Annotated in this window: 17 protein-coding genes; 13 read left to right on the forward strand and 4 right to left on the reverse strand. The window is 72.6% G+C overall.

Going from position 1 to position 14601, the window contains the following annotated elements; genetic code table 11:
* Nucleotides 1–93 precede the first annotated feature (93 nt).
* Together JOF40_RS07550 and JOF40_RS07555 are read left to right on the forward strand one after the other, a co-directional pair.
* Nucleotides 94–921 (forward strand): FkbM family methyltransferase, encoded by an 828-nt coding sequence (locus JOF40_RS07550; protein ID WP_129181548.1) that lies wholly within the window; start codon nt 94–96, stop codon nt 919–921.
* 10 nt (nt 922–931) lie between these two features.
* On the forward strand, nt 932–2146 hold the full coding sequence (locus JOF40_RS07555; protein ID WP_188111727.1) for a glycosyltransferase family 61 protein: 1215 nt from the start codon (nt 932–934) through the stop codon (nt 2144–2146).
* Between the two features lies 1 nt (nt 2147).
* Here the strand turns inward: JOF40_RS07555 and JOF40_RS07560 are convergent, their stop codons facing one another.
* On the reverse strand, nt 2148–2828 hold the full coding sequence (locus JOF40_RS07560; protein WP_129181552.1) for a class I SAM-dependent methyltransferase: 681 nt from the start codon (nt 2826–2828) through the stop codon (nt 2148–2150).
* 48 nt (nt 2829–2876) lie between these two features.
* On the opposite strand from JOF40_RS07560, the gene JOF40_RS07565 reads away from it, so the two are divergent.
* Both JOF40_RS07565 and JOF40_RS07570 read left to right on the forward strand, forming a co-directional pair.
* Nucleotides 2877–3593, forward strand: a complete 717-nt coding sequence (locus JOF40_RS07565) for an oxidoreductase (RefSeq protein ID WP_129181554.1) — start codon at nt 2877–2879, stop codon at nt 3591–3593.
* 383 nt (nt 3594–3976) lie between these two features.
* Complete coding sequence (locus JOF40_RS07570; RefSeq protein WP_188111728.1) at nt 3977–4840, forward strand: SGNH/GDSL hydrolase family protein; 864 nt, start codon at nt 3977–3979, stop codon at nt 4838–4840.
* Nucleotides 4841–4846: 6 nt separating this feature from the next.
* Here JOF40_RS07570 and JOF40_RS07575 read toward each other — a convergent pair whose 3' ends face one another.
* Nucleotides 4847–5647 carry an HAD family hydrolase gene (locus JOF40_RS07575; protein ID WP_246152799.1) on the reverse strand — a complete coding sequence of 267 codons (801 nt, stop codon included), beginning with the start codon at nt 5645–5647 and terminating at the stop codon, nt 4847–4849.
* A gap of 106 nt (nt 5648–5753) precedes the next feature.
* Between JOF40_RS07575 and ssd the strand changes: the two genes are divergently transcribed.
* The 8 genes from ssd to JOF40_RS07615 all read left to right on the forward strand — a co-directional run bounded on the left by ssd (nt 5754) and on the right by JOF40_RS07615 (nt 10773).
* Complete coding sequence (gene ssd, locus JOF40_RS07580; protein WP_129181560.1) at nt 5754–6797, forward strand: septum site-determining protein Ssd; 1044 nt, start codon at nt 5754–5756, stop codon at nt 6795–6797.
* Nucleotides 6798–6799: 2 nt separating this feature from the next.
* A complete protein-coding gene (locus JOF40_RS07585) occupies nt 6800–7954 on the forward strand; it encodes a TadA family conjugal transfer-associated ATPase (protein WP_372440709.1) in 1155 nt (384 codons plus the stop codon).
* Entirely contained in the window at nt 7951–8748 is a 798-nt protein-coding gene (locus JOF40_RS07590) for a type II secretion system F family protein (RefSeq protein ID WP_129181564.1), read from the forward strand. The genes JOF40_RS07585 and JOF40_RS07590 overlap by 4 nt, the downstream gene beginning before the upstream one ends.
* Nucleotides 8745–9443: a type II secretion system F family protein gene (locus tag JOF40_RS07595; protein WP_129181566.1), complete on the forward strand. Its 699-nt coding sequence runs from the start codon at nt 8745–8747 to the stop codon at nt 9441–9443. Before JOF40_RS07590 ends, JOF40_RS07595 begins: the two co-directional genes overlap by 4 nt.
* A gap of 122 nt (nt 9444–9565) precedes the next feature.
* Complete coding sequence (locus tag JOF40_RS07600) at nt 9566–9745, forward strand: DUF4244 domain-containing protein (protein ID WP_129181568.1); 180 nt, start codon at nt 9566–9568, stop codon at nt 9743–9745.
* Between the two features lie 67 nt (nt 9746–9812).
* Entirely contained in the window at nt 9813–10037 is a 225-nt protein-coding gene (locus JOF40_RS07605) for a DUF4244 domain-containing protein (RefSeq protein WP_129181571.1), read from the forward strand.
* Entirely contained in the window at nt 10034–10390 is a 357-nt protein-coding gene (locus JOF40_RS07610) for a TadE family type IV pilus minor pilin (protein WP_188111729.1), read from the forward strand. Before JOF40_RS07605 ends, JOF40_RS07610 begins: the two co-directional genes overlap by 4 nt.
* Entirely contained in the window at nt 10387–10773 is a 387-nt protein-coding gene (locus tag JOF40_RS07615) for an Rv3654c family TadE-like protein (RefSeq protein ID WP_188111730.1), read from the forward strand. Before JOF40_RS07610 ends, JOF40_RS07615 begins: the two co-directional genes overlap by 4 nt.
* Nucleotides 10774–10777: 4 nt before the next feature.
* Here JOF40_RS07615 and JOF40_RS07620 read toward each other — a convergent pair whose 3' ends face one another.
* Together JOF40_RS07620 and sftH are read right to left on the reverse strand one after the other, a co-directional pair.
* Nucleotides 10778–11722: a class I SAM-dependent methyltransferase gene (locus tag JOF40_RS07620; protein ID WP_209674447.1), complete on the reverse strand. Its 945-nt coding sequence runs from the start codon at nt 11720–11722 to the stop codon at nt 10778–10780.
* 84 nt (nt 11723–11806) lie between these two features.
* Complete coding sequence (sftH, locus tag JOF40_RS07625; protein WP_246152800.1) at nt 11807–14122, reverse strand: DEAD/DEAH box helicase; 2316 nt, start codon at nt 14120–14122, stop codon at nt 11807–11809.
* A gap of 124 nt (nt 14123–14246) precedes the next feature.
* Here sftH and JOF40_RS07630 point away from each other — a divergent pair, with 124 nt between their 5' ends.
* On the forward strand, nt 14247–14588 hold the full coding sequence (locus JOF40_RS07630; protein ID WP_129181579.1) for an STAS domain-containing protein: 342 nt from the start codon (nt 14247–14249) through the stop codon (nt 14586–14588).
* The last annotated feature ends 13 nt before the right edge of the window (nt 14589–14601 follow it).

The following is a 14601-nucleotide window of genomic DNA, read 5'->3' on the forward strand; positions in this document are numbered from 1 at the left end:
TTGGGACGCGCGCGCGTTGTCTCATCGGAGGCTGCCGGTCGATCCCGTCGGGATGAGCGCATCGGGGCCCACGAGCAGGAAGGCTTCCCCACGATGACGCGCAGCGTGACATTCGCAGCCCGCAGGGTGCAGCAGACGGTCAGCAGCTTCGACAACGGTCCCCGGCTGCTGGTCGACCTCGCCCGACAGGCCGTCACCGGCCGTCCCGAGGAGATCACGTTCCGCACCCGTGACGGTGCCTCCATCACGATCCCCAACCGCCCGGGTGCCCGGGTGCCGATCTACGAGATCTTCGTCGAGGACGAGTACCGCATCGACTGGTTCACGTCCGACCTCGGCGAGTCGCCCGTCGCGCTCGACATCGGTGCTCACGTCGGCTGCTTCGCGGTGGCCTTCGCCCGTCGCCACCCGGGCTCGCGCGTCGATGCCTACGAGGCCTCGCCGTCGACCGCGGCCTACCTGACGCGCAACGTCGACGACAACCACCTCACGGGTCGCGTCAACGCCAACCACCTCGCGGTGCAGGCCGTGGCGGGGCAGCTCGAGCTCGCCGACAACGGCGCCGCCAGCGGCCACAACGGCGTCCTGCACCTGTCCGAGGGCGGCCCGACCGTCACGGTGCAGAGCGTCGCGATGTCCGAGGCCCTGCACGTCAGCGGACGCTCGGCCGACCTGGTCAAGATCGACACCGAGGGCGGCGAGTACGACATGGTGCTCGGCTCCGACCCGGCCGACTGGTCGGGCGTGCGCCGCGTCGTGCTGGAGTACCACAACCTGCCGGGTCACTCCTGGGAGCAGCTCGAGGAGTTCTTCACCCGCGCCGGCCTGTCGCTGATCCGCCGCGACAGGTTCTCGACCGGCCTCGGCATGGCGTGGCTGTCGCGTGACCCGCTGGTCGATCCCTCGCCCATCACCGACTGAGTGCTCTGAGGTGACCCGACTCCCGCCTCGGCTGCAGCCGTTCTGGCCGCTGGTCAAGCGTGTCCACCGCTTCGTGTCGTTGACGGCCGGCATCCTCGGCCGTCGCACGAGGCGGTGGCACGGCGACCGCGCGCTGCCCGCTCGCGGGACGGCCTCGATCGACGAGACCCGTGACCGCGAGCCCCAGCACGTGGCGATCCACCGGGCAATTGAGGGCGAGCTGATCCGTCGTGCGCCCGCACAGGGCTCGCCGGCCGGGCACTGGGTCTTCGACCAGCACCGCCAGGTCGACATCCCTGCTGCGTCGTGCCTCGACATCGAGCGCGGCACCGTGGTCGGCGACTTCGGCGCCGTCATCACGCCGGGCGGCACGCTCGACGGCGAGACGAGCGACTACTTCGGCATCGCGGGCTGGCGTGAGCACCCGCTGTTCCTGCGTCCGCGGCTGCCTGTCGTCCAGGAGGTCGACGGGACGGTCGCGGTGCTCGCGACGCGCGGCGGCAACAACAACTACTACCACTTCCTGCTCGACGTCCTGCCGCGGTTCGGCGTCCTCGAGCGGACGCTGCCGGGCGTCGACGTCGACGCGATCTTCGTGCCGAACGGGTCCGGGTGGCAGCGGACGTTCCTCGACCTCGCTGGCCTCGGTGACGTGCCGGTGCTGTCGTCGGGCCCCGACCGGGCCGTGCGGGCGCGACGCCTGCTGGTGCCGTCGGTGGCCAACCGCCGGGAGGCCGCCCCGTCGTCGTCCGTGACGTGGCTGCGCGAGCACCTCCCGCCACAGGGGACGGACGACACCCCGAGGCGCATCTTCGTGACCCGCGGCCAGGTGCCCAACTCGCGGCGCGTCGTCCACGAGGACGCCGTCATGGAGCAGCTCGCCCAGCGGGGGTTCGTGAGCATCGACCCGGCCAAGCTCACACCGCAGGGGCAGATCGACCTGTTCGCGGGTGCCGAGGTCGTCGTGGCCGCACACGGTGCCGCCCTCACCAACCTGCTGTTCCTGAGCCCCGGTGCCCGGGTGCTCGAGATGTTCGCGCCGAACTACGTCAACAGCTGCTACTGGGCCATCACGCAGGGTATCGCCGACGTCCGGTACCGCTACCTCGTCGGCGACGGCTGGGAGCAGCACGGGCCGGGCGACCCCATGAACAAGATCCTGGCCGACATCGAGATCCCTGCCGCGACGATCGTGGCGGCGGTCGACGAGCTGCTGGCCGACTGACTCAGCGGAAGTCGAGCAGCATCGTGTCGGGGGGCTCGGACTCGTGCGTCATGGCGTCCTTGTCGACGCGGGCGCGGACGCACGTCGTCTCGTGCCGCAGCCGCAGGAAGCCCGTCTGCCCGCCGTAGCTCAGGAAGAGGTCGCGCACCTGCGCCAGGGCCGACTCGCCGACCGAGGGGTGCTTGGTGGCTTCCGCGAACCGCAGGAGCCCCGGCAGGTCGAGCTTCTCCCAGCTGCCGACCTCCTGCGTCTCGGGCTCGTGGAACAGTCCTGATGCGCTGAACGTGTCGGCCGGCGTCGCGGCGTTGTCGCGCGCGCCGGTGATCTCGCGCAGCTTGCGCATCCACGGGATCGAGTCGTCGTGCTGGCGCGAGACGGTCGACAGCAGGCCATCGGGACGCAGCACGCGCGCGTACTCGGCGAGGGCCGTGGGTGCCTCGCGCAGCTCGGGGACGATCACGACGTCGAAGGCGTCGCCCAGGAACGGGAGCCGCTCGCCGGCGCTCCGGACGTACTGGATGTCGGGGTGGCGGCTCGCGGTGACGTCGTCGCCGGCCACGACGACCTCGTGACCCTGCTCGACGAGCTGGTAGGCGAGCGATCCGTCACCGAGGTGCAGGACGCTCGACAGGCGGTCACCGACGAGCCACTTGGCGGTGCGGTCCTCCGGCGATTCGGTCACGTCCCGAGGCTACTCGTTCGTCCCGCAGGCGGCCGGTACGCTTCGGTCGTGTCCGATCCCTTCATCTCGGCGGCCCTGCTCGAGGGCATCCCGTCCACCTACGCGGGCACCCGTGACGGCATCGACTCGATCCTGCGCGATCGTGGCCTGCGCCGCAGCACGCCCGAGGACACCGCCCGCTCGCTCCTGCTGGGAGCCGCCGCCACGGCGTCGCTCGAAGGCAGCGCCTACGACGCCGACACGCTCGCATCAGGCGGGGGAGACGCCCTGGCGCGCGGTGCGGTGCGCCTGTCCACCGAGCTGCTCGGGCTGCTCCCGACGTGGAACCGCTCGCCGGTCCAGGCACTGGCCCGCATCCACGCGCTGGCTGCGGCTGGTTCGGCCGACGACGCCGACCTCGGACGTCCGGTCAACCCCGAGGGCGTCGCCCGCCTGACCGAGCTCGCTTGGATGCTCGGCCAGCCCACCGAGGCACCCGGCCTGGTCGTCGCCGCGCTCGTCAACGCCGAGATCACCGCCGCCGGTGCCTTCGCCTCGCACAACGCTGTCGTGGGCCGAGCCGCCGAGCGCCTCGTTCTGCTGGCCAAGGGCGTCGACCCGGCCTCGGTGCTCGTGCCTGAGGCTGGGCACGCCGCCGAGCCCGACGGCTACCGATCGGCGCTCGCGGCCTACGCCGGTGGCCAGCCGACGGGCGTCCACCAGTGGCTGATGTACGCCTCGCAGGCGTTCACGCGTGCCGCCGAGGCATCCCCGCTCGCGCGCTGAGGCCGTCCCGCTGGGCCTGACGTTTTTCCCAACACGCCGAGGGCGTGTCTGCAGAAACGTCAGGCCCACGGTTGTTCGGGGTGGGGCACAGGACGACGGCGCCGGTCCTCGAGGGACCGGCGCCGTCCGGAGCGACACGGCTGGCTACCAAGCGTGCTGGATCTGAGTCGTCATGGCTCCGGTGGTCCTGAGTGGGTCGGAGTCCGGCGAGCGACTGTCCCAGAGACGGGTGATCGCCGCGTGGGTACCGGTGTGTCGTTCCGCTGTGGTGTTGTTGAGTCATGTGTACGCCTCTGCGGCGATCACCGAAACCCCTACTCGCGCGTAACGTTGTGCGCTTCGGTTCACAAGCGTCCGCAGCAGCGGTTGTCTACGATTCACCCATGCCCCGTCGTCGTCTGGTCGCGGTGATCGCGCTCGCGGCCTGCACATGTCTCGCAGCATGCTCGTCCGACACGGGCGGCAAGGGCCCGTCCGGCTCGGCCGGATACGTCGCGGTCGGCGACTCGTTCGTGTCGGGCCCCTCGCTCGGTGCCCCCGACACCGACGTGCCGGGCTGCTTGCGGTCGACGGCAAACTACGCGCACCAGCTCGCCGCCACGATGCCCGAGCTGGGCTTCCGCGACGTCAGCTGCGGCGGCGAGGACACCACGATGCTTCGCGACGGGCGCACCCTCGACGACGGCACCGTCCTGGAGCCGCAGCTGTCGTCGATCGGTCGCGACACGACGCTCGTGACGGTCGGCATCGGGGCCAACGACGCCTCCGCCACGGCCGGCCTCTACCAGTACTGCCTGCTGCCGGCCACCGCCGACGACGCGCAGTGCGACACGTTCAGCGGCACGTACATGCCAACGGTGTATCCCAAGACGTCCAAGGCCGTCATCTCGGTGCTCGACGAGATCGCGGACCGTGCGCCGAAGGCTCAGGTCGTCCTGGTGGGCTACCAGCGCATCGCCTCCGACACCGGAACGGGGTGCGCCGCGCTGCCCCTGACGGACGCCCGTCGCAAGGCGGTTGCCGGCTACGAGCGGAACATGAACCAGGCGCTCTCCAGGGCAGCCGAGAAGGCCGACGTGCCGTTCGTCGACATGTACGAGGCCTCGGAGGGGCACGACGTCTGCTCGGGGGAGCCGTGGGTCAACGGCCTCGAGAACTCACCGACGGGTGACGGTGCCTTCTTGCACCCGACCGCCGCGGGCATGGCCGCGGTGACGGCGAGGCTCGAGAAGGTCGTCCAGCGCTGAGGCTGCTCAGGCGGAGCGGCTGCGGCGGTGCGACACGACCGCGACGGCCACGGCGCTGACGGCACCGGCCACGACCGCGGTGGCCGCGGCCTTGCCGACCCGTGTGTCGAGGCCGAGGCGGCGACGCAGCGCGACGGGACGGGCGAAGACCAGCACGGGCCAGTCCTTCTCGCCGGCGACCTTGCGCAGCGCCTTGTCGGGGTTGACCGCGAACGGATGACCGACCGCCTCGAGCATCGGGATGTCGGTCTCGGAGTCGGAGTAGGCGTACGACCGGCTCAGGTCGTAGCCGCGCTCGTCGGCCAGCCGCTGCATCGCGGTCGCCTTGTGCGGGCCGTAGGCGTAGAAGTCGACCTCGCCGGTGTAGCGCCCGTCCTCGGCGACCAGCGTCGTGGCGATGACGTGGTCGACGCCCAGCATCGCGCCGATCGGCTCCACGACCTCGATGCCCGACGCCGACACGATGATGACGTCGCGGCCGGCGGCCTGGTGCTGCTCGATCAGCGTCACGGCCTCCTCGAACACGATGGGGTCGATGATCGTGTGGAGCGTCTCGGCGACGGCCTGGCGCACGACCTCGACGTCCCAGCCCTTGACCATCTGGGTCAGGTACGCACGCATCTTCTCGAGCTGGTCGTGGTCGGCGCCGCTGATCGAGAACATGAAGTTGGCGTAGGCGCTGCGTAGCACGGCCCGCCGGTTGAGCAGACCTCCGTCGTAGAAGGGCTTGCCGAAGGCGAGCGTGCTCGACTTGGCGATGATCGTCTTGTCCAGGTCGAAGAAGGCTGCGGTTCGCGCGGGGCTCACCCCATCAGGATAGGCCGGTCCACAGGTCGATGCGCCAGGCTCGGCCGTCCACAGGTGCCTCGATCGACCTTTCGGCCCGTGCCTGGTGGCCGGAATCGTCGTGGGCATGACCCATGCCGCGGCCCCGCTGATCGCCACGACCGACCCCCGCCTGATCGACGAGGGCCTGCGGTGGTGCGCTGCCGTGGGTGCCTCACCGACTCGTGCCGACGACGTCGCAGCGGTGCGGCGGTCGTGGCGCGGGGCCTCGGCGGTGTTGGTCGGTGACGACCTGCTCGACGACCTCGCGCGGTCGTCGCTGCCGCGCCGCGAGCACGTCGTCGTGGTCGCCCGCGACCTGTCGCCGAACCGCTGGTCGGCCGCGGTCGCCCTCGGTGCGGTCGCGGTCTGCGGCCCCGACGACGAGGACCGCGTCGTCGAGCTGCTGTCGGCGGCGCTCGATGGATCCGGCGAGGCGTGCGTCGTCGCGGTGGTCGGCGGTGTCGGCGGGGCCGGGGCGTCGACGCTCACCGCTGCGCTCGGCATCGCCGCCTCTCGCCGCCGGTTGCGTCCACTGGTCGTCGACGCCGATCCGCTCGGCGGTGGCCTCGACCTCGTGCTGGGGGCCGAGACCGCGGACGGGGTGCGGTGGGACGACTTCGGCACGACGCGGGGCCGCCTCGACGCGTCGTCGCTGGCTGACGTGCTGCCGGCCCGCGACGGTGTCGCGCAGCTCGTCTGGGCCCGCGGCTCGCTCCGGCAGGTGCCCGATGCGTGGCCGGAGGTCGTGTCGGCTGCGGTGCGCGGCTTCGACCTGGTGGCGGTCGACGTGCCCCGCCACCTGGGCGTCACGGGTGCCGAGCTCGTCGGACGCTCGGTGCTCACGCTGGTCGTGGTGCCTGAGGAGATCGCCGCGGTGGCGGCCGCTCGTCGGGTCGTCGACGAGGTGCGTCTGCGGGCACCCACGGTGGGCCTCGTGACGGTCCGGCGGCCGCATGGCCTCGGCGCAGCCGCGGTCGAGGAGGCGCTCGACCTGCCGTCGGTGGCCCGGCTGCGTCCCGACCGTCGCCTCCGCGCGGCCGTCGACCAGGGACAGGGCCCGGGGCGCTGCCGCTCGCTGGGTCGTGCCGCGGCGGCGGTGCTCGACGCCGTGGGGCTCGACCGGTCATGAGCATGCACTCCTCAGCGGGTGAGCCGTCGGTCCTGGAGCGGGTGCGGCGCAGACTGGCCGCCGACTCGTCCGAGCCCACGGCCCTGACGGTCGCGGACGCCCTGCGGTCGGAGCAGCAGGTGGCCGGCACCGGCACCGTGCTGCAGATCGTCGACCAGCTGCGCAGCGAGAGTCATGGTGCTGGCCCGCTCGACCCCCTGCTGGCGCTGCCCGACGTCACCGACGTGCTGGTCAACGGACCCCACGACGTCCACGTCGACTGCGGGCGTGGGCTCGAGCGGGTGCCGGTGCGATTCGACGACGACGAGGCGGTCCGGCGGCTCGCCCAACGCCTGGCGGCGCAGGCCGGACGACGCCTCGACGACGCCAGCCCGTGGGTCGATGCGCGGCTGCGCGACGGCACCCGGCTGCACGCCGTGCTCTCTCCATTGGCCCGCCCCGGCACCGTGATCTCGTTGCGGGTACCGGCGCGCCGGTCGTACAGCCTGGCCGACCTGCACGACGTGGGCTCGGTGACGGGCGAGGCGCTCGAGCTGCTCCGGCAGCTGGTGTCGTCGCGAGCCGCCTTCCTTGTCACGGGAGGCACCGGCTCGGGCAAGACCACGCTGCTGTCGGCGCTGCTGTCCGAGGTCGCCCCCACCGAGCGCATCGTCGTGGTCGAGGACGCGACCGAGCTGCGTCCCGGCCACCCGCACGTCGTGGGGCTCGAGGCCCGTCCCGCCAATGTGGAGGGCGCAGGTCAGGTCACGGTGCGCGACCTCGTGCGCCAGGCGCTGCGCATGCGCCCCGACCGCCTCGTCGTGGGGGAGGTGCGAGGCGCCGAGGTCGTCGATCTGTTGGCCGCGCTCAACACGGGGCACGAGGGCGGGTGCGGCACGGTCCACGCCAACTCGACGGCCGACGTGCCGGCCCGGTTCGAGGCGCTCGGCGTCGCGGCGGGCCTGCCGCGCGCCGCGGTGCACAGCCAGCTGGCCGCCGGCATCGACGTCGTCGTGCACGTCGGCCGCACGGGTGCGGGGCGACGGTCGGTCGAGCAGGTCGCCGTCATGGCCCGCACCGGCGACGGCATCGTCGAGTGCGTGCCGGCGATGTCGTTCGGTGGCGGCAGGTCGGTGCGTGGCCCCGGGGCGGCGCGGCTGCTCGAGGTGTTGCGGTGAGCGTCGCGGCGGCCGTGCTGGTCATGATGGCGGTCCGGCTGCGCTGGCCGGCCGGACGGTCGCGGGTGCGGTCGCGCCTCGTGCTGGCCCCGCCCGTGGTCTCGCGCGGCTGGCTGGTCGCGGTGGCCGTGGCCGTCGGGGCGGTCGCGTCCGCGTGGCTGCCGGCGATCTCCGGTCCGGGTGTCGTGCTGCTCGCCACGGTCGGGGGAGTCGGCTGGTTCGCGGTGCTCCAGGTGCGGGCGGGACGGGCGCGGGCGACGGTCGCGAGGCACCGTGCCGAGGTCGTCGAGCTGCTGGGTCTCATGTCGGCCGAGCTGCGGGCCGGCGTGCTCGCACAGCGCATGATGGCCAGCCTCGCGGACGACTTCCCGGTGCTCCGACTGGCCGCCAGGACCGCCGAGACGGGCGGTGACGTGGCGCAGGCGTTCCGGGTGGCCGCGGCGACGCCGGGGTGCGAGCTGCTGCGCGACGTCGCGGGTGCGTGGCAGGTCTCCGACCGGTCCGGCGCGCCGCTCGCCACCGTCATCGGCCGGCTCGAGCAGTCGGCACGCGTCGACCGCGAGATCGACCGCGAGATCCAGTCCGGCGTGGCACCTGCGCGGGCCACGGGCCGGATGATGGCGGCACTGCCCGCCATGGGCCTCCTGCTGGGCTCCGGCATGGGCGGCGATCCGGTCGAGGTGCTCACCTCGACCTGGATCGGGGTGACGTGCCTGGCCGCCGGCTGCGGTCTCGCCTGTGCGGGCATCGCCTGGATCGAGCGCATCGCCGCCACGTCGGGCACGACATCGTGATCGCGGCGCTGCTGGCCGGCGTGGCGGTGTGGTGCGTCGTGCCGGCGTCCGCCCGGCCCCGAGCCCGCCGGGTGCTCCTGCCGCAGACGGCGTCGCGCCGGGTCGACCCCGCCCTCGTGGCGTCGATGCTGGTGCCGGTGGCGTCCGTCGTCGTGCTCGGGGTCGTGTGGGGGCTGGCCCTGTCGGTCGTGGCGGTGCCGGTCGTGCGCCGTATGGTGGGTCAGCTCGAGTCGACGTCGCAACAGCTCCGTGCCGCGCGCATCGAGGCGGCCCTGCCCGGGGCGCTCGACCTGGTGGTCGCGGCGCTGTCCGTCGGCCGTCCGCCCGTCACGGCCTTCGCGCTCGCCGCCGATGCGACCGCCGCACCCTTGGGAGACGACCTCGCCGTCATCGCCGGCCGGCTCGCGGTGGCGGCCGATCCCGACACGGTCTGGCACGGCGTCCCGCCCGACTCGGGTCTGGCCGCGGTGGCCCGGGCGTTCCGGCGCGCGGCAGCGTCCGGGATGCCGGTCTCCGACGTGGTCAGGGGCGTGGCCGACGAGCTGCGTCGCGAACGCGCGGCGCGCATGCGCGAGCGCAGCCAGCGGGTCGGCGTCCGCACCGCGGCACCGCTCGGCCTGTGCTTCCTGCCGGCGTTCTTCCTGATCGGCATCGTCCCGACCGTCGTGGCGTCGTTCAGGGGCCTGTCGTGGTGACGGCCGCCGTCCACAGGTAGCGGACGGCGCGGGTCTGTCCCCAGGCGGGTCGACCAGATCGCAGCGGCGGCGACCCGCGACCCATCTTCTCGGTGACACATCAACCCACGAAGGGACTTCCCATGAAGCAGCTGTTCACCCGCACCCGCGACGAGCAGGGCATGTCGACCTCGGAGTACGCCGTCGGCACGCTCGGTGCCTGCACGATCGGCGGCGTGCTCGTCAAGATCGGCCAGTCCGAGTGGTTCGGCGACCTGGTCCGCGACCTGTTCGACAAGATCCCCAGCATCCTGCCGTTCTGACCGACCGCCGTCCCGACCCCGCCGGGGCGGTGCTGCGGCACCGCCCCGGTCCCACCCGGAGGACCCCATGACCCACCACACTGCCTTGATCCACGAGGACGGCCCGTCCGACGAGGGCGGCCTGCCCGACGACGGCATGGCGACGGCGGAGTACGCCGTCGGCACGCTCGGTGCCTGCTCGATCGCCCTCGTGCTGCACGGGCTCGCCACCGACGGCAGCATCTTCGACCTCATCGCCGGGCTGTTCCGTCTGCTCGACGGGTTCCCTCCCGGCAACCTGCGCCTGCGATGACCCGGCGGCGCGACGACGGCATGGTCACGGCCGAGCTGATGACCGTCGCACCCTTCGGCGTGGCCCTGGCCTTCCTGCTGCTGTGGATCGTCTCGCTCGGCCTGACGCAGGTGCGGCTATCCGATGCCGCCCGCGAGTCGGCCCGCATGGTCGCCCGGGGCGAGTCGACCCAGGCGGCGACCGACATGGCCCGACGGCACGCGCCCGGTCGCGCGTCGGTCGAGGTCACGACCGCCGACGGCGAGGTGACCGTCACGGTGCGCACGCGGTCGCGCATGCCGCTGCCGTTCTTCTCCGGCATCGGCTCGCGATCCCTGGAGTCGACATCGGTCGCAGCCCAGGAGTCACCGTGAGAGGCCGCGTCCCCGTCAGAGATCCCGGTGCTGTCAGAGACCGCGGTGCCGCGACGGTCCACGCGGCGACCGTCGCGGTGCTGCTGGTGGTCGTCGGCCTGCTGCTGGTGCAGGCGACGAGCTTGGTGCAGATGAAGCACCGGGTGGCCGCCGCTGCTGATCTCGCCGCCCTGGCGGCGTCGCGGGCGAGCGTCGAGGGCGAGGACGGGTGTCAGGCCGCCGCCGCGGTCGCCCGCCGCAATGGCGCCCGCCTGGCCGCCTGCCGCATGGACTTCGACGTCGCGACCGTCACGGCCAGGGCCACGAGCCCCCGGTGGTGGGGTGGCCGCTGGGCCACCGAGCAGCGCGCGCGAGCCGCGCCCGAGTCGTACGTGACGCCGTGAGGCCTCAGGTCGACCGGCGCAGCAGACGTCGGGCGCGGGTCAGCGTCGCCCGCTTGCGCTCGATGAGTCGGCGCTCGCTGTCGGACAACTGCATCGGGGACGGAACGGTCGGTGTCTCGAGCTGGCGACGCTCGTCATCGGTCCGCTGCTTGCCGGCAGCCCGCAGCCGCGCATCGTCCTCGGGCGAGCGGTCACGGGGCAGCCGGCGCAGCACGGCGTAGAACTCGAGCTGGCCCGGCCGGGTGTTGCGGACGGTCTCGACGACCAGCTCGCACAGGCCCAAGCGACCCAGCTCGTTGACCTGCTCGATGAACGACGACGGACGGAACGTCCACACGTGGCAGTCGACGTACTCGCCCGATCGTGCCCTGTCGACCTGGGCGAGTGTGTTGTCGAGGTCATGACTGCGGACGCCGTCGAGCGGAGGACGCCGGCCGCTCCAGGCGTCCTTCGGGCTCAGCGTCGTCGCCGTGCGGAGGTGGTCGTAGACCGCGCGGACGCTCGGCACGAGATCGCCCTGCTGGTGTGCCTGCAGCATCTGGCCGACCGTCGTCTGCGGCCGGTAGGCGTCGAAGGAGTACCGCATGTCGGGGATCGCCAGCACCAGCGCACCGTCGTCGCGCAGCAGCGAGGCGATGTCGTCGAGCCACGTGATGAGGTCGGGCACGTGCTCGATGACGTGCGATGCGATGACCCACGCGAAGGGTGCCTTCGCCGCCGCGACCTCCGACAGCGGACGGATGACGCCGTCCGGCCCGGTGAGCGGGAAGTCGACGGCCACGATGTCGTCGTCGGGCACGGCCTCGTCGTGGTGGTAGTGCTCGACCAGCGACTCGGTCGGCACGATGTCGACGTAGCTGACGTCCCACCGCGACTTGAGCGCGATGGGGCTGTGCAACGGGGCGATCTCCAGGCCAGGACCGTGGTCGAGAGGCGTCAGACCGAGCATGCGTTCTCTGCGATGCACCTTCACCACGATGGTGGTCTCCTCAGGATCTGGGTCCGACGTCCGCCCCATGTTCCCACGAGCAGGTCACGCGGCCGGTGCGTCGACCAGCAGGGCATCGAGCAGCCGGATCGCGCCGGCCTTGTCGAGGGGCTCGTTGCCGTTGCCGCACTTGGGCGAGTAGACGCACGACGGGCAGCCGTCGCGGCACGCGCACGCGGCGATCGCGTCGCGGGTGACCCGCAGCCACGTCGCGGCGACCTCGTAGCCGCGCTCCGCGAAGCCGGCCCCGCCCGGGTATCCGTCGTAGACGAACACCGTCAGGGTGCCGGTGTCGGGGTGCAGAGCGGTCGAGACGCCGCCGATGTCCCACCGGTCGCACGTCGCCAGCAGGGGGAGCAGCCCGATCGCGGCGTGCTCGGCGGCATGGGCCGAGCCGGGGACGTCGTCGTGCGCCATCGTGCGGGCGACCGCCTCGGCGTCGAGGGTCCACCAGACGGCCTTGGTCTGCAGCGACCGCGCCGGCAGCTCGAGCACCTCCTCGCCCAGCACGCCACCGCCCGACGTGCTGCGCTTGAGGTACGACACGACCTGGTTGACCACCTCGACCGATCCGAACGACATCGCCGCATCGCCCCACTGCGTGGTCCGCTCGGTGGCGACGACCGCGATCTCGGTGACAGATCGCGCCGACGTCGAGTAGTCGGGGTCGTCGCGGTGCACCATCGCGACACCGTGCTCGACGTCGTACTCGTCGACGACGTGCACGTCGCCCTGGTGCACGTAGACGGCTCCCTCGTGCACGGTCGAGTCGGCCGAGCCGCCGTCGACCGTGCCGATCAGGCGTCCGGTCGTGCCGTCGACGATCTGCACGGGCGCGCCGCCGCTCGACCGGATGTCGGCGAGGTCGCTGGCGCGGTCGCGCTTGGTCCAGAACCAGCCCGCGGGCCGCCGGCGCAGCCAGCCCGCCGCCTCGAGGGCTGCGACCCCCTCCTCGGTGCGGGGCCCGAACATCGCGAAGTCGTCCTCGGTCAGCGGTATCTCCTGGGCCGCGGCCGCGAGGTGCGGACCCAGCACGTACGGATTGTCGGGGTCGAACACCGATGCCTCGACCGCGCGGCCGAGCAGCGCCTCCGGGTGGTGCACGAGATACGTGTCGATCGGCTCGTCGCGGGCCACGAGGATGCCGATCGAGTCGCGTCCCGACCGTCCCGCTCGCCCGAACTGCTGTTGCAGCGCCGCCCGCGTGCCCGGGAACCCCACCGTGATGACGGCGTCGAGACCCGCGATGTCGATGCCGAGCTCGAGGGCGTTGGTGCTGGCCAGCCCCAGCAGGTCGCCGCTGCGCAGCCGTTGCTCGAGCTCGCGCCGCTCCTCGGGCAGGTAGCCGCCGCGGTAGGTCGCCACGCGTCGCACGAGCTCGGGGTCGACCTCGCGCAGGCGTCGCTGAGCCGTCGCGGCCACCGACTCCGCGCCGCGCCGCGACCGCACGAAGGCCAGCGTGCGCACCCCGCCGACGACGAGGTCGGTCAGCAGCTCGCCGGCCTCCGACGTCGCCGAACGTCGCACGACCGCTCGGGGGTCTGCGTCGGGGCCGGTCGTGCCGACACCCGGCAGGATCGGCGGCTCCCACAGCGCGACGGTGCGGGCCGCGTGGGGCGAGGCGTCGTCGGTGACGGGCACGACGTCCAGACCTGTCAACCGTCCGGCGAACACCTCGGGGTCGGCCACCGTGGCGGACGACAGCACGAACGTCGGGTCGGCCCCGTAGTGCTGGCAGATGCGTCGCAGCCGTCGCAGCACATGGGCGACGTGGGCACCGAAGACGCCGCGGTAGTGGTGGCACTCGTCGACCACGACGTGCGTCAGCCCGCCCAGCACCCGCGTCCACCGCGCGTGCCCCGGCAGGATCGTGTGGTGCAACGTGTCGGGGTTGGTCAGCAGGTAGTTGGCGTGGTCGCGCGCCCAGGCGCGTTCCTCGCGTGAGTTGTCGCCGTCGACCGTCGCTGGCCGTGCGAAGGCCGTCGCCCCGGCGAGGCGGCGCAGCTGGTCGGCGGCCAGGGCCTTGGTGGGCGCGAGGTAGAGGACGGTCGGCATGCGGTTGCCGCGCAGCGAGCTGCCGGTGCGTCCGGCCGCGAGGTCGGTGAGCGCGGGTGCCTGGAACACCAGCGACTTGCCCGAAGCCGTCCCCGTCGAGATGACGGTGTGGCGACCCTCGTGCACGTGATGCAGCGCCTCGGCCTGGTGCCCCCACAGGGTCGCGATGCCCTCGGCCTCGTACATCGCCCGCACGCCGGGGTCGACCCAGTCGGGCCACGGCTCGACGACCGCCTCGCGCGCCGGCACCCGCTCGACGTGCGTCACCCTGTCGCCGTAGCGCAGCACGAGATCGGCGGGGTCCACTGGTCGAGTCTCCCAGAACGGCCCTCGCCGGTGCCCGGCCGTCGGTCTCCGTGGGGCCTCGTGTGGCGGATCGTGATTCAATGCACCGGGAGCCGCTGGGGTTTTCGAGCAAGGGAGATCGGCGATGGAGCTGGCACTGACTGCCCGCACGGAAGGCGACTTCGAGGTCATCGAGGTCGGGGGCGAGATCGACGTCTACACGGCTCCCCGGCTGCGCGAGGCCATCGTGACCGCGGTCGACGCGGGACACACGCGCCTCGTGATCGACGTGCGCAAGGTCGACTTCCTCGACTCCACGGGCCTCGGCGTTCTGGTGGGGGCCCTCAAGCGCGTCCGGGCCGACGGCGGCTCGCTCGACATCGTCTGCACCCAGGAGCGCATCCTGAAGATCTTCGAGATCACGGGACTCGACAAGGTCTTCGGTCTCCACGCGACGGTCGACGAGGCGCGCGCCGCGCAGGCGTGACCCAGATCACACC

The sequence above is a fragment of the Aeromicrobium fastidiosum genome (assembly GCF_017876595.1).
Classification (GTDB): domain Bacteria; phylum Actinomycetota; class Actinomycetes; order Propionibacteriales; family Nocardioidaceae; genus Aeromicrobium; species Aeromicrobium fastidiosum.

Bases quoted from the DNA above. Each gene is read 5' to 3' on its own strand.
- JOF40_RS07585 (WP_372440709.1), top strand. From the start codon at position 6,800: ATGCACTCCTCAGCGGGTGAGCCGTCGGTCCTGGAGCGGGTGCGGCGC.
- JOF40_RS07570 (WP_188111728.1), top strand. From the start codon at position 3,977: ATGCCCCGTCGTCGTCTGGTCGCGGTGATCGCGCTCGCGGCCTGCACA.
- JOF40_RS07610 (WP_188111729.1), top strand. From the start codon at position 10,034: ATGACCCGGCGGCGCGACGACGGCATGGTCACGGCCGAGCTGATGACC.
- JOF40_RS07605 (WP_129181571.1), top strand. From the start codon at position 9,813: ATGACCCACCACACTGCCTTGATCCACGAGGACGGCCCGTCCGACGAG.
- ssd (WP_129181560.1), top strand. From the start codon at position 5,754: ATGACCCATGCCGCGGCCCCGCTGATCGCCACGACCGACCCCCGCCTG.
- JOF40_RS07620 (WP_209674447.1), bottom strand. From the start codon at position 11,722: ATGCTCGGTCTGACGCCTCTCGACCACGGTCCTGGCCTGGAGATCGCC.
- JOF40_RS07550 (WP_129181548.1), top strand. From the start codon at position 94: ATGACGCGCAGCGTGACATTCGCAGCCCGCAGGGTGCAGCAGACGGTC.
- JOF40_RS07600 (WP_129181568.1), top strand. From the start codon at position 9,566: ATGAAGCAGCTGTTCACCCGCACCCGCGACGAGCAGGGCATGTCGACC.
- JOF40_RS07630 (WP_129181579.1), top strand. From the start codon at position 14,247: ATGGAGCTGGCACTGACTGCCCGCACGGAAGGCGACTTCGAGGTCATC.